This is a genomic window from Streptomyces prunicolor, from assembly GCF_045162825.1.
In the GTDB taxonomy this organism is placed as follows: domain Bacteria; phylum Actinomycetota; class Actinomycetes; order Streptomycetales; family Streptomycetaceae; genus Streptomyces; species Streptomyces prunicolor.
This window is the reverse complement of the sequence record NZ_CP108676.1, coordinates 8,153,697-8,166,672: the sequence shown is the minus strand read 5'-3', so window position 1 is coordinate 8,166,672 and position 12,976 is coordinate 8,153,697. Positions and strand designations below refer to the sequence as shown.

Sequence of the window (12,976 nt, the reverse complement as noted above, 5' to 3'; positions counted from 1 at the left end):
CCCTACAGTGTCGAGCCATGGACTCGAGCGACGTGGGCAGCGGCGCCGATCCCTCCCAACTCGCCGGTCTCCGCGAGCTGTTGGAAACAGGCAAGCCGGCCAGGATACGCAAGGCCATCGGGGAACTCATCCTGATCCGGGACGACGGATCGGCACTCGCCCTGGCCGCCCGGTACATCGGCACGGCCGGGTTGAGCGCGGAGGCGCTGATCCGGCTGTGGCCCAAGGTGGCCGACCCGGACGGCTTCTGCGCGGCCCTGCTCGCCCCCACCCTCGTACGTGAGAACCGGACCTCGGTACGCCTGCGCCGGCTGACCTCGCTGACCGGTCTGCGCCACCTCACCATGCTGCGCGAGCTGGGCATCGAGCGCTGCGAGGAGATCACCGACCTGAGCGAGGTCGGCACGCTCACCGGCCTCACCGACCTGGATCTCAACGGCTGTTCGGGCATCGAGGACCTGGCCCCGCTCGCCCGCCTCACCGAGCTGACCCGGCTGGGCCTGCACCGCTGCCGGGCCGTGGAGGACCTCACGCCGCTGCCGGCCCTGCGGAAACTGCGGGAGCTGGACCTCAGCATCACCAAGGTGCGCTCCACCGACGGTTTCGGTACGGCGTTCCCGGCGCTGGAGACCCTGTCGCTGCGCGGCTGCCGCTCCTTCAAGAGCCCCGCGCAGCTGTCCGGGCTGACCCGGCTCACCCACCTGGACCTCGGCTGGACCGGGATCCGCGACCTGACCGGTGCCCCGGTGGACGACCTGTTCTTCTGCCGGGTGCCCAACCTGGGTTCGCTGCGTGCCCTGGAGGACTGTTCCGCCCTGCGGAGACTGGAGTTCGTCGACTGCCCGCGCATCGAGGACCTCCCGGCCGGGTCGGTCACCGAGCTGCAGATCGACGGCGTCGACTGGCGGGACCTCTCCCGCCTGGCCGGTCACAAGAACCTCCGCTTCCTGTGGCTCGACATGGACAAGCTGGAAGACGTCAGTGCCCTGCTCGGCATGCCCGACCTCATCGGCGTCCACGTCGGATCCTGCCCTTCCCTCGAGGTCCTCCACCCGCTGCCCGACCTGCCGTTGAAGGAGGCCACGTACCCCTACAGCCTCTACTCCGGGCGTCCGGTGCCGCGCCGTCCATGGTCGCCGGTGCCATCGCCGCCGCTGGCGATGGCACCCCGGACGAACCCGTCTCCGAAGTGGTCCGACGCGTTGAAACTGGGCTGGGCAGGTCAGCGCGCTAGAGGGTGCACGCGACATCCTCGTCGGCCAGCAGGTGCACGAGGGTCGCCCGGGCGCGGGACACCCTCGAACGGACCGTCCCCACAGGGCAGTTGCTGAGTTCCGCCGCCTCTTCGTAGGGCAGGCCCAGGAGTTGGGTGAGGAGGAACGCCTCGCGGCGTTCGTCGGGCAGGACGGCGAGGAGGTCGAGGAGCGCCACGCCGTCGTCGAAGCCGGGGAGGCCCTGGGGCTGGGCCAGTTCTACGGCGAGTTGCCAGTCCTGGACGTCGGACAGGCGTGGGCGGACGGCGGCGCGGCGGTAGCTGTCGATCACCGCGCGGCGGGCGATGGACAGCAGCCAGGTGCGGGCCGAGGAACGGCCCTCGAAGCGGTGCAGGCTGCCGAGTGCCCGCAGGAAGGTGTCCTGCGCGAGGTCGTCGACCGCCTGCGGGTCCGCGCCGAGGTACGCGACGTAGCGCAGGACGTCGCGGTGCAGGGCGCGCATGAGGTGGTCGACGGCGGCGGAGTCGCCGTGGCGGGCGGCGAGCGCCCAGTTGGTCAGCGACTCGTCGCTCGACTCCGTCACGTCGGGCGAGGCGGGCAGGGTAGGAGTGATCACCTGAGGTCCTTCTCGGTCACCGTGAAAGGGGATCGGCCGTCCCGCGCCGCCCGGCAGTGGCGTGGCGCGGGGGTACGGCCTGGGCCCGAGGCGCGTAGGCGCGGCCCGGGGTACCGGCTGTCGTCAGGCGACAGCGGTCCCCAGGGGCGGACCCCGAGAGGTGATCGCGTGGACGAGAAGGAGAAGCCGCGGCGCCCGCTCGGAACGGGGGCGGCGCGGCCGGAGACGCGGACGGTGCGGTGGGACGGGGAGCGCGAGCAGCAGTCGTAGCGGAGCCGCGAGTCGGCCGGCGACGGACCGCAGGACGCGGAACGCGGCGCGCTCTCCGTGTGCCAGCCACAGGCCGCAGAGCAGGGCGGCGAGCAGGTGGGCGGTGAGCATTCCGGGCGAGGACGTGCCGCTGGTGGTGGCGGCCGACACATGGCCCATATCCATGGAGTCCGTGGCACTCATGTGCATGGAGCCCATGTCTGCCGACCCCATGTCCATGGTCGCCGACTGCCCCGCCGTCGTCCCCGTCGCGGGCTGCGCGAGCGAGAACGCCGAGTGGAGGGCGGCCTGGGTGGCGATCACCAGGGTCACTATCAGCGGGAGGCCGCGTTCACGGCCCGCCAGGGACCAGCCGACCACTCCGGTCGCGGCGAGTCCGGCGGCCAGGGCCCATCCGGGTACGTGGCGGCCGGACATCAGGACGTGGCCCAGGGCGGCGAGCACCACACAGACGGCCGCGAACATCACGGCCCTCACTGTGCGCGCACACCACCCTGCCCTCATGGCGCCTCATCCTGACATCCGAACCTTGGTCTCAGCCGTGGGTACGGTATTTCCCTGCCCGGTGCTCAGGAGCGGTCGCCGCCGGATCGGTCCTACTCCTCGATCACGAGGCCCTTCGCCGCGAGCACCGGCGCGAGGTTGCACATCTCCACGACCGTCTTGCCCGCGCGGTACGCGGCGATGAACCCGGCCTCGGCGTCGATCCGTTCCTGCGAGAGGGTGGCGGCCTCGGCCGCGTCCTCGCGGCGGACGACGACCACGCCGTCGGCGTCGGCGCGCATGATGTCGCCGGGGCGGACGAGCACGCCGCCGACGGTGATCGGCTCGCACATCGGGCCGACGGTCTCCTTGACCGTGCCCTTGATGCAGACGCTGCGGGAGAAGACCGGGAAGCCCAGGGCGCGCAGGTCCTCGGTGTCGCGGACGCCCGTGTCGGTGATCAGACCGGCGAGGCCCTTGGACTGGCAGGCGTTGGCGAGGACGTCGCCGAAGGAGCCGGCCTCCTCGTAGTTGCCCGCCGAGACGACCACGACGTCGCCGGGCTGGGCGTAGGCGATGGCGGTCTGGAGCATCAGGTTGTCGCGCGGGGCGCACTGGACGGTGAACGCCGGGCCGCACAGGGACATGGTGTGGTCGACCGGCTTGATCGCCGAGTCGAGCGCCCCGAGACGGCCCTGTGCCTCGTGGATGGTGGCCGAGGAGAAGGCGCTCAACTGCTTGACCACGGCGGGCTCCGGCCGCTCAAACTTCGTGCTGACGCGGATCATGATGACCTTTCGGAGGGATCAGGCGGTGGGTGCGGAGGTCAGTTCGGCGCACGCCGTCGCGATGCGCTCGCAGGCCTCGGTGAGGACGTCCGTCGACGTGGCGAAGGAGATACGGAAGTAGCCCGGGGCGCCGTACGCGGTTCCGTGGATCACCGCCACCTGCCGACTGTCGAGCAGGTGCAGGGCGAAGTCCTCGTCGCTCTCGATCCGGGTGCCGGCGGGGGTGAACTGCCCCATGGCCGCCCGGCAGTTGACGAGGAGGTAGAAGCCGCCGTCCGGGACGGTGCAGCTGAGCTGCGGGACGTCGTTGATGAGCTTCACGGTCTCGTCGCGGCGGGCGCGGTAGACGCGCACGGTGTCCTGGACGAAGTCCTGCGGTCCGGTGAGCGCGGCGGCAGCGGCGGCCTGGCTCACGGACGAGGGGCACGAGGAGGTCTGCGACTGGAGGGTGTTGATCGCCGTCACCAGGTCGGCCGGGCCCACCCCGTATCCGATACGCCAGCCCGTCATCGCGTACGTCTTGGAGACGCCGTTGGTGAGGAACACCCGGTCGGCCAGGCGGGGTTCGACCGCCGCGAGGGACGGGGCGTCCTGGTCGCCGTACCAGATCTCGTCGTAGATCTCGTCGGTGAGGACGCCGACGTGCGGGTGGGCGAGCAACACCTGGGCGAGGGCCTGGAGTTCGGCGGTGGTGTAGGCCGATCCGGTGGGGTTTCCCGGGGTGTTGAGGACGACCCAGCGGGTGTTCTCGGTGATCGCCGAACTCAGCCGCTCCGGCGTGAGCTTGAAGCCCTCCGCCTCGGGGCAGTCGACGATGACCGGGGTGCCGTCGTTGGCGCGGACCATGTCCGGGTACGACACCCAGTACGGGGCGGGGACGATGACCTCGTCACCCTCGTCCAGCGTGGCCATCAGGGCGAGGAAGATGACCTGCTTCGCGCCGCCGCCGACGGTGATGTTCGCGTCGGTGACCGCCAGGCCGTGGCGCTCGCGGAGTTTGCCGGTGATCGCGGCGCGCAGGGCCGAAGTGCCGTTCACCGGCGTGTACTTGGTCTCGCCGGCCTCGATGGCCTTGATCGCGGCGGCCTTGACGTGGTCCGGGGTGTCGAAGTCGGGCTCGCCCACGGTCAGGTCGAGGATGGTGAGCCCCTGGCTCTTCAGCTCGCGGACGCGCTGGGCCGCCGCCGTGCTCGGCGAGGGCTTGATACGGCGCAGGCGCTCTGCCGTCTTCACGGTGATCAGCCCTCCCTGCGCTCGAAGTTGAGGCCGCCGGGCACCTGGAAGGTGGGCAGGATCTCGATGTGGCCGATGTTGACGTGCCGGGGCGAGTCGACGGCGAACTCGATGGAGTCGGCGATGTCCTCGGGCTTCAGGGACTCGTAGCCGTCGTAGAACTCGCGCTGGGCGGCCTCCATGTCGCCGAGGAGGCGGCCGAAGATCTCGGTCTCCACGCGGCCGGGGCAGATCTCGGTGACGCGCAGGCGCTTGCCGTAGCCGTCGACGCGGAGCTGGCGGGAGAGGGTGTGCACGGCGGCCTTGGTGGCGTGGTAGATCGTGTTGCCGCCGAAGTTGTAGACGGCGGCGATGGAGCTGATGTTGACGATGTGGCCGCGGTCGCGCTCGACCATGCCGGGCATCAGCAGGCGGACCAGGTGCAGGACGGCCTGGATGTTGACGGCGACCTGCTCGTCGACGGCGAACTCGTCGGCGGTGAGGATGTTGCCGGTCCGGGAGACGCCCGCGTTGTTGACGAGGACGTCGATCTCCAGGCCGTCGAGTGCGGCGGTGAGGGCCGCGGTGTCGGTGACGTCGACGGCGTGCGGGATGCAACCGGTCTCGTCGGCAAGGGTGTTGAGCCGGTCGGCGTTGCGGGCCACGGCGTGGACTTCGAGGCCGCGCTTGGCGAGCCGTTCGACGACCACGGCTCCGATGCCGGTCGACGCTCCGGTGACGAGGGCCGTCCTGTAGTCGGAGATGGGCATGCTGAGGGCTCCTTGCTGTGCGGGGTGGGGGGCTTTGTACGGACGTGCGGGTGCGGGAGTTGCGTGGTGCGTGGTGCGTGGTGCGGTCAGGCGTCGCGCAGGGGCAGGTGGGCGCGGTCCGTCACGCGGGACACGGCGAGCAGGGTGCCCAGGGCCGTGATCACGGCGTAGAAGGCCGGCATGTTGACGTTGCCCGTGCGGTCGATGAGGTAGGTCATCAGCAGGGGGGCCGTGCCGCCGAAGAGGGCGGAGGAGACGTTGTAGCCCAGGCCGTAGGCGGAGTAGCGCACACGGGTCGGGAAGAGTTCGACGAGGAGTATGTGGATGACGCCTGTGTGGCCGGCGAACACAACGGCCATGATGCAGGCGCCGATCACGGCGAGGGCCACGTTGCCGGTGCCGATCAGCAGGTAACAGGGGATGCCGACGATGGCCATCGCGATGGCGGATCCGGCGAGGACCTTCTTGCGGCCGATGCGGTCGGAGAGGCGGCCCATGTAGGGGATGGCGATACAGATCGCGACCAGGCTGGAGGCGGTGACGAGGAGGCCCTGGACCTTGCCGAAGTGCAGCTCGGTGCTCATGAAGGTGGGCATGTAGCTGAACAGGACGTAGTAGCCGGAGCCGTTCATCAGGGGGATGAAGAGGGCCAGCAGCATCGCGCGGCGGTGCTCGGCGGAGGCGAAGGCCTCCTTGAGCGGGTTCTTGGAGAGGCCGTCCTCTTCTTTGAGGCGGGTGAAGTTGGGGGTGTCGCTGATGCGCTTGCGGATGTAGATGCCGGCGATGCCGAGCGGCACGGCGAGCAGGAACGGGATGCGCCAGCCCCAGGACTCCATGCGGGCGGAGCCGAGTCCGCTGGTCATCGCGGCGGCGACCAGGGTGCCGGTGAGCAGCGCGAGGAACGAGGCGATCTGCGCGTAGCTCGTGTACAGGCCGCGCTTGCCCTCCGGGGCGTGCTCGGCGAGGAAGCTCATCGCGCCGGAGGCCTCGCCGCCGACGGAGAAGCCCTGGGCGACGCGGAGCAGGATCAGCAGGGCGGGGGCGGCGATGCCGATGCTGGCGTAGCTGGGGAGTACGCCGATGGCCGCGGTGGCGGCGCTGATCAGCAGGATGACGAAGACCAGCATGCGCTGGCGGCCGATGCGGTCGCCGAGGTGGCCGCAGATGACGGCGCCGAGGGGGCGGAAGAAGAAGGAGACGGCGTAGCCGAGGAAGACGAGCTGGACGGCGTTGTCGGAGCCGGGGAAGAAGACGGCGGCGAGGGATCCGGCCATGAAGCCGAAGATGCCGTTGTCGTAGAGCTCGGCGAAGATCCCGACGCACCCGGCGAGGGTGACCTTGCGGGCAGTTCTGGGATCGACCGTGTTGGGGACTGGCTGAGCGGCCACGGTACTCATGGCGTCTCCTGTCTGGGCAGCAGGCGTGGGATGAGGGGCGTTACGACGGCTCCGTGCGGGGTGCTTCCAGCGGGTTGGCGGGGAGCGGTGAGCGGGTGCGGGTGGGTTTTGTGTGCGGGTGGGCTATGTGCAGGTGGGGAGCGGTTGTGGGTTTGGTGCGGGTCGGTGGGGGCTTGTCGCGCAGTTCCCCGCGCCCCTTCGTGAGCGGGCCTGTGTTCGAGAAGTGCGAGGAGGTGTGGGGGCTTGTCGCGCCCGCGCGGCGGAGCCGCAAATGTCACAGCCCCGCGCCCCTTCGTAAGCGGGCCTGTGCCGAAAAGGCGCTGGCGGTCAGGCCTCCGCAGGGGCGCGGATGCGTAGGGCCTCGAAAGCCGTGTGGACTCTGGTTCTCAGGGCGTCTATCGCTTGGCGTTGGGTGCGGTGGGCGGTTACTGCCTGGGTGAGGGTGCGGTGGCGGAAGTGGATGGTTTGGCCGGGGCGGACCTGGGCCAGGGCGGAGAGGCCGGTGGCGGTGACCACGGCCAGGACGGGGTAGCCGGCCGTGACGCCGCGGCCGCGGTGCAGGACGAGGAGTTCGTCTCCCGCGGGTACTTCCACGGCGCCGATGGGGACGCCGCGGGAGAGGACCTCGCCCTGGGTGACGCGGCGGGGTACCGCGCCCTGGAGGCGCAGGCCTATGTGGTTGCTTCGCGGGGTGACCGTGAAGGGGGCGTCGAACAGGCGCCGGCCCGTGTCGCCGAACTCGGCCCGGTCGGGGCCGTCGGTGACGTCGATGGTCCAGCTGGTGGGGAACGGGGGGACCGGCGCCTTCAGGCGGAACAGGGGGATGCGGGAGAAGGGGTGGTCGATGGGCGGGCAGGCGGTGCGCAGGGTGAGTTCGTCGCCGACGCGGAGCGTGGGGCCGAAGCCGAGGATCGTGTCGGGGGCGCAGCTGCCCTGGAGGTAGTCGGCCTCGAACGAGCCGAGGATCGCCAGGTAGACGCGGAGGCCGCGGTGGATGCCGGTGATCTTGATGGTTTCGCCGGCTCGGACCGGGACCGGTTCCCACTGCGGGCGTGCGACGCCTTCCACGGTGACCTCGGCGGGGGCGCCGGTCACCGCGATGAGGGTGTCGCCGGAGGGGACGCACGCGAAGTCGAGGGCGGTGATCTCCAGCAGCGGGGCGCGGTCGTGGTTGCCGCACAGGACGTTGGCGACGCGCGCCGAGTGCTGGTCGGCGGCTCCGTTGGCGGGCAGGCCGTAGCGGGAGCGGCCGACGCGGCCGAGGTCCTGGACGGTGACGATGCCGGGGGTGCGGATGGTGAGGGTGTCAGCCATGGCCGACCTCCTGGCCCGCCAGGTCTGCCGGGTCCGTACAGTCCGCCAGGCTCAAGTCGGCGTAGTCGTCCCACTGTTGGGGCTCGATGGGACGAAAGCAGAAGGTGTCGCCGGGGCGGTACGCGGTGATCGGGTCGCTGTGCAGGTCGAGGACGCGTACCGGGGTGCGGCCCAGGAGCGGCCAACCGCCGGGGGAAGGCATCGGGCAGATGACCGCCTGGCGTCCGGCGACCGCGACCGAGCCTGCGTCGACCCGGGTGCGGGGGGAGGCGAGGCGCGGTACCGGTTTCGGGAAGGGCGGGCCGTCCGTCATCGGGGCTCCGGCGGGTGCGCCGAGGCAGCGCACGGTGAGGTCGGAACCGGAGTGCAGGGCGATGATCTCGCCCTCGGTCAGGCCGAGTTGGGCGGCGACCTCGGGGAGGTCGGGGCCGTACTCGCCGCCGTAGACGACGGGAACGACGAAGCGGCGCGGGGGTGTGGTGGGCGCGGGGTGCGGGCCGAGGCGGGCCGCCTCGTGGGCCAGGACGCGGCGGACCGTGTCGTGGTCGGTGGCGGCGCAGTCGAACTCGACGAGCAGGGCGTCGTAGGTGGGCACCACGTCGTGGACGCCGGTGAGTTGGACCGCGTTGAGGGCGTCGGCGAGGGCGTGGACGAGTTGCCACGCGGGTTCGGCGGCGAGGCCCACGGCCTTGGCGACCAGGGCGGAGTCGCCACAGTCGGCGATCGTCACGTGGGCATTGGCGTTCGTATTGGTGTTGCCGTAACTGCCTTTTGCAGTGGGCCCGTTCACGATCGGGTCGTCCGCGAGGAGGCTGTTCATGTCGGTCACTCCTTGCCGCTCAGGACTTTGTCGAGGGAGGTGATCTCGACGCCGGCGGTGAGGAGTTGCTCGCGGATGCGGGCGGCGAGCGCGATGGCGCCGGGGCTGTCTCCGTGCAACAGGACGGTGTCGCAGGCGACTTGGACGTCCGTGTCGTCGACGCTACGGATGACGCCCTCGGTGACCATGCGCAGGGTGCGCCGGGCGACCTCGTCGGGGTCGTGGATGACCGCGCCGGGCTCGGAGCGGGGCACGAGCGTGCCGTCGGCGCGGTAGGCGCGGTCCGCGATGCCGACGATGCCGACGCGCAGGCCACGGGCGCGGGCCGCGTCGGCCAGTTCGCCGTCCTGCGCGAGGACGATCAGCGACTCGTCCAGCGCCGCTACGGCGTCCACGACGGCGCGGGCGTAGTCGGCGCGGACGGCGACCAGGTTGCCGAGGCGGCCGTGCGGGGCGACGTGGTGCACGCGGGTGCCGTAGGCGACGGCGAAGGCCTGGAGGGCGCCGATCTGGTAGAGCACGTCCGTGCGGACCTCCTCCGGCGTGAGGTCCATCGCGCGGCGGCCGAAGCCGACCAGGTCGGGGAAGCTCGGGTGGGCGCCCACGGCGACCTGCTTCTCCACGCACGTCCGCACGGTCGCGTCCATGATGCGGGGGTCACCGGCGTGGAATCCGCAGGCGACATTCGCGGACGTCAGCAACTCCAGAAGGGCGGCGTCGTCGCCCATTGTGTAGGCGCCGAATCCCTCGCCGAGATCGGCGACGAGATCAACCATGGGAGTCATGACGTCCTCCGGGAGGGAATGCCGGAAAGGGGGAATTCCGGGGCGGGGAATTCTGGATGACAGATGCCAGCACGTCTTCGTGACACCGGGAACGGAGAATGTTCCGGGGCGGGTGTTCCTGTCTGGATGTTCCGCTCAACTTATTCCGCCGGTCGCGTGATCGCCAATATGCGTTCGGTCTGGCGTTATCGCGAACGGCTATGACTCCCCTCACACCCTCCACCCATCAGGGCTGTGCTTCGGGGTGAACGCTCCCTACGATGAGGCTTCGCTCCATCTGGAAGGCCCCGCGCAATGGACACCAGGCGTCTCTACTCGTTCATCAAGATCATCGACGCGGGGAGCATCACGCGCGCGGCCGACATCCTGCACATCGCCCAGCCGGCGCTGAGCCAGCAACTGTCCGCCCTGGAGGCGCAGTTCGGGCAGCAGCTGCTGATCCGCAGCAAGCGCGGGGTCGCCCCGACCGAGGCGGGCCGGGCGCTTTACCTGCACGCGCAGCTCATCCTCCGGCAGGTGGACCTCGCGCAGGCCGCCGTCGACGTCTCCGGCCGGGCCCCCGCCGGCAGCGTCTCGGTGGGCCTCGCCCCGTACAGCCTGGGCGCGGCCCTCGCACTGCCCCTCCTGAAGAGCGTCCGCGAGCGCTACCCGGACATCCTGCTGCACATCAACGAGAACTTCGGCGGCGTGATCAGCGAGGCGATCATGACCGGCCGCATGGACATGGCCTTCATCTACGGCGCCGGTCCGCTCCGGGGCGTCCAGTTCGAGCCCGTCCGCACCGAGGACCTGTATCTGATCGGCGCGCCCGCCGACACGGCACCATGCGGGAAGGGCGAGGTGAACCTGGCGGAGCTGGCGAACCTGCCCCTGCTGCTCCCCAGCCGTATCCACACGATCCGGCAGGTCGTGGACGCCGCCTTCCAGCAGGCCTCGCTCCGGCTGAACGTGGTCGGCGAGGTCGAGTCCGCGCTGACCCTCGTCAACGCCGTCGACGCGGGCATCGGCGCGACGGTCCTGCCGTGGTCGGCGGCGCGGGCCATTCTCGACGTCCGCACGCTGTCCGTACGGCGGATCGTGGAACCCGTGATCACGGTGAAACTGTCCGTGGTCACCTCGGACAATCAGCCGCTCTCGGAGCCCGCGCTGGCCGTGCACGATCTGTTCCTGGAGCTGATCGACAGCGACAAGAATCGAGAAGAATAAGGAAGGCCGATAGCGTCAGACGAATCCGCTATTTGTTTCCGGTGACCGCCGCGGCTAGCGTCTTTCGAATAACGTCTTTCGAATGATCCGCCCGGCCGGTAATGCACGGCTGCACATCGCTGTACATGGCTCGTCACTGGAGAAGAACATGAAGAATCGTGTCCTCGCCACCCGTGAAACCCTGCCCGGCGAAGGCCTGCAACGCCTGTCCGAGAGCGCCGAGTTGGTGGCCTGGCCCGGTGCCGCCAAGCCCGAACCCGCCGACCTCGCGGCCATCGCCCCGGGCGTGAGCGGTGTACTGGCCCTCGGCAACGACTCCGTGGACGCCGCCCTCATGGACGCGGCGGGCCCCTCCCTGCGCGTCATCGCGCTGGCCAGCATGGGCTTCGACAACGTCGACCGCGTCGCCGCCGCCGAACGCGGCATCGTCGTCACGCACACGCCCCGCGTCCTCGCGGAGACCACCGCCGACCTCACCTTCGCGCTGATCCTCGCCGCCCGCCGCCGCATCGGCGCGGCCTCCGCGAGCCTCGCGGACGGCTCCTGGGGACTGTTCCGGATGCACGACTACCTCGGCCAGGACGTCCACGGAGCCACCCTCGGCCTGGTCGGCTACGGCCAGATCGGCCGCGCGGTGGCCCGCCGCGCCCACGGTTTCGGGATGCGCGTGATCCACCACGACCCGTACGCGCCCGACGACGACCTGTCGACCTCGGTGGGCCTGGCCGCGCTGCTCGCCGACTCCGACGTCGTGTCGCTGCACGTGCCGCTCACCGACGAGACCCGCCATCTGATCTCGGCCCGCGAACTGGCCGCGATGAAGCCCACGGCCACGCTGGTCAGCACCTCGCGCGGCGGAGTCGTGGACGAGGAGGCCTTGTTGGACGCCGTCCGGGAGGGGCGGCTGCACTCCGCCGGGCTCGATGTCTTCGAACGGGAGCCGATGGGAACGGAGTTGTCCCCGCTGGTGGCCGAGCCGCACATCGTCACGCTGCCGCACATCGGGTCGGCCACCGAGGCGACCCGGGCCGCGATGGTCGACCTGGCGGTGGACAACATCCTCGATGTACTGGCCGAACGACCCGCTCGTACGCCCCTGCCCGGCAGTTCGGCGGTGGCGGGCGCACCGGTCGGCGGCTGAACGCGTCAGTTCACCCCGCTTGGGTGCTGCTGAGGCCGGCCCACTGCAACAGGAACCGCAACGCCTCGTACGAAGGCGAGTCCGGTGGGGCCGTGTACGCGACGAGGAACTGCTCCGGATGCGTGTCGACGGTGAACTGCTGCACGTCGAGGGTGAGTTCACCGGCGACCGGATGGACGTACGTCTTGGTGAGTTGCCGTGGTCCCCGTACCTGGTGCTCGGCCCACCAGGTGCGGAAGTCCGGGTCGCGGGCGGCGAGTTCGGCGATCAGGGTGTCAAGTGCCGGGTCGTGCGGGGTGCGGCCCGCCTCCATACGCAGCACGGCGACGCACTCGCGGGCGGCCCGGGGCCAATCCACGTACAGCGCCCGGAAGTCGGCGTCCAGGAAGGTGAGCCGGATCAGGTTGCACTCGCCCGGGGGCAGCGCGCCGAAGTCGGTGAGGAGGGCGACGGCAGCACGGTTCCAGGCGAGCACGTCCATGCCGCGGTGCAGCACCATCGCCGGGATGTCGTGCATGGTGTTCAGCAACTGCCGTAGCCGCGGGGCGACTTCGCGACGTACGGGCGGCCGGGTGGAGGCGCCCGGCGCGACCTCGGCCAGCGTGAAGAGGTAGGTGCGCTCGTCCGGGGCGAGGTGCAGCGCGTCGGCCAGGGCGTCCAGGACGGCGCGGGAGCCTCTGCGGGTGCGGCCCTGTTCCAGGCGGACGATGTAGTCGACGCTCACGTGCGCGAGATACGCCAGTTCCTCCCGGCGCAGGCCGGGTACGCGTCGCAGTCGGCCGTCGTCGGGGAAGCCCGCCTGGTGCGGGTCGCGGTCCGCGCGGCGGGCGCGCAGGAAGTCGCCCAGTTCGTTGCCGGAGGGGCCGGAGGGGCCGACAGGGCCGGCGGGGGGCGGCGCGTCACGGTCTGCCATGGGTCCAGTGTCCCCGGGTCGGCGCAGGCGTGCCTGGTACAGAACCG

Annotated in this window: 13 protein-coding genes; 3 read left to right on the top strand and 10 right to left on the bottom strand. The window is 70.7% G+C overall.

Features of this window, described 5'->3' with window-relative positions; translation table 11 throughout:
• Positions 1–17 precede the first annotated feature (17 nt).
• Positions 18–1,331: a hypothetical protein gene (locus OG588_RS37500; protein WP_405951093.1), complete on the top strand. Its 1,314-nt coding sequence runs from the start codon at positions 18–20 to the stop codon at positions 1,329–1,331.
• Here the strand turns inward: OG588_RS37500 and OG588_RS37495 are convergent.
• From OG588_RS37495 to OG588_RS37455, 9 genes are all read right to left on the bottom strand, one after another.
• On the bottom strand, positions 1,231–1,830 hold the full coding sequence (locus OG588_RS37495) for a sigma-70 family RNA polymerase sigma factor (protein ID WP_405951092.1): 600 nt from the start codon (positions 1,828–1,830) through the stop codon (positions 1,231–1,233). The two genes, OG588_RS37500 and OG588_RS37495, sit on opposite strands and share 101 nt — an antisense overlap.
• 123 nt (positions 1,831–1,953) lie before the next feature.
• On the bottom strand, positions 1,954–2,565 hold the full coding sequence (locus OG588_RS37490) for a hypothetical protein (RefSeq protein ID WP_405953303.1): 612 nt from the start codon (positions 2,563–2,565) through the stop codon (positions 1,954–1,956).
• Positions 2,566–2,696: 131 nt separating this feature from the next.
• Positions 2,697–3,371, bottom strand: a complete 675-nt coding sequence (locus OG588_RS37485; protein WP_405951091.1) for a 4-carboxy-4-hydroxy-2-oxoadipate aldolase/oxaloacetate decarboxylase — start codon at positions 3,369–3,371, stop codon at positions 2,697–2,699.
• Positions 3,372–3,389: 18 nt separating this feature from the next.
• Positions 3,390–4,604 (bottom strand): aspartate transaminase, encoded by a 1,215-nt coding sequence (locus OG588_RS37480; protein WP_405951090.1) that lies wholly within the window; start codon positions 4,602–4,604, stop codon positions 3,390–3,392.
• Positions 4,605–4,609: 5 nt separating this feature from the next.
• A complete protein-coding gene (locus OG588_RS37475; RefSeq protein WP_019061099.1) occupies positions 4,610–5,353 on the bottom strand; it encodes an SDR family oxidoreductase in 744 nt (247 codons plus the stop codon).
• A gap of 86 nt (positions 5,354–5,439) precedes the next feature.
• The gene (locus OG588_RS37470) at positions 5,440–6,750 is read right to left on the bottom strand and encodes an MFS transporter (RefSeq protein ID WP_366098631.1); all 1,311 of its coding nucleotides are present in this window, start codon (positions 6,748–6,750) and stop codon (positions 5,440–5,442) included.
• Between the two features lie 327 nt (positions 6,751–7,077).
• Complete coding sequence (locus tag OG588_RS37465) at positions 7,078–8,064, bottom strand: biotin-dependent carboxyltransferase family protein (RefSeq protein WP_405951089.1); 987 nt, start codon at positions 8,062–8,064, stop codon at positions 7,078–7,080.
• Positions 8,057–8,884, bottom strand: a complete 828-nt coding sequence (locus OG588_RS37460) for an allophanate hydrolase subunit 1 (RefSeq protein WP_405951088.1) — start codon at positions 8,882–8,884, stop codon at positions 8,057–8,059. The genes OG588_RS37465 and OG588_RS37460 overlap by 8 nt, the downstream gene beginning before the upstream one ends.
• A 5-nt stretch (positions 8,885–8,889) precedes the next feature.
• Positions 8,890–9,669 carry a LamB/YcsF family protein gene (locus tag OG588_RS37455; protein ID WP_405951087.1) on the bottom strand — a complete coding sequence of 260 codons (780 nt, stop codon included), beginning with the start codon at positions 9,667–9,669 and terminating at the stop codon, positions 8,890–8,892.
• A gap of 294 nt (positions 9,670–9,963) precedes the next feature.
• On the opposite strand from OG588_RS37455, the gene nac reads away from it, so the two are divergent.
• Together nac and OG588_RS37445 are read left to right on the top strand one after the other, a co-directional pair.
• Positions 9,964–10,875: a nitrogen assimilation transcriptional regulator NAC gene (gene nac, locus OG588_RS37450; RefSeq protein WP_019061094.1), complete on the top strand. Its 912-nt coding sequence runs from the start codon at positions 9,964–9,966 to the stop codon at positions 10,873–10,875.
• A gap of 148 nt (positions 10,876–11,023) precedes the next feature.
• Complete coding sequence (locus OG588_RS37445; protein WP_405951086.1) at positions 11,024–12,016, top strand: 2-hydroxyacid dehydrogenase; 993 nt, start codon at positions 11,024–11,026, stop codon at positions 12,014–12,016.
• A 10-nt stretch (positions 12,017–12,026) separates the two neighbouring features.
• Here OG588_RS37445 and OG588_RS37440 read toward each other — a convergent pair whose 3' ends face one another.
• Positions 12,027–12,929, bottom strand: coding sequence for a helix-turn-helix transcriptional regulator (locus tag OG588_RS37440; protein ID WP_405951085.1), 903 nt, complete (start codon positions 12,927–12,929; stop codon positions 12,027–12,029).
• Between the last annotated feature and the right edge of the window lie 47 nt (positions 12,930–12,976).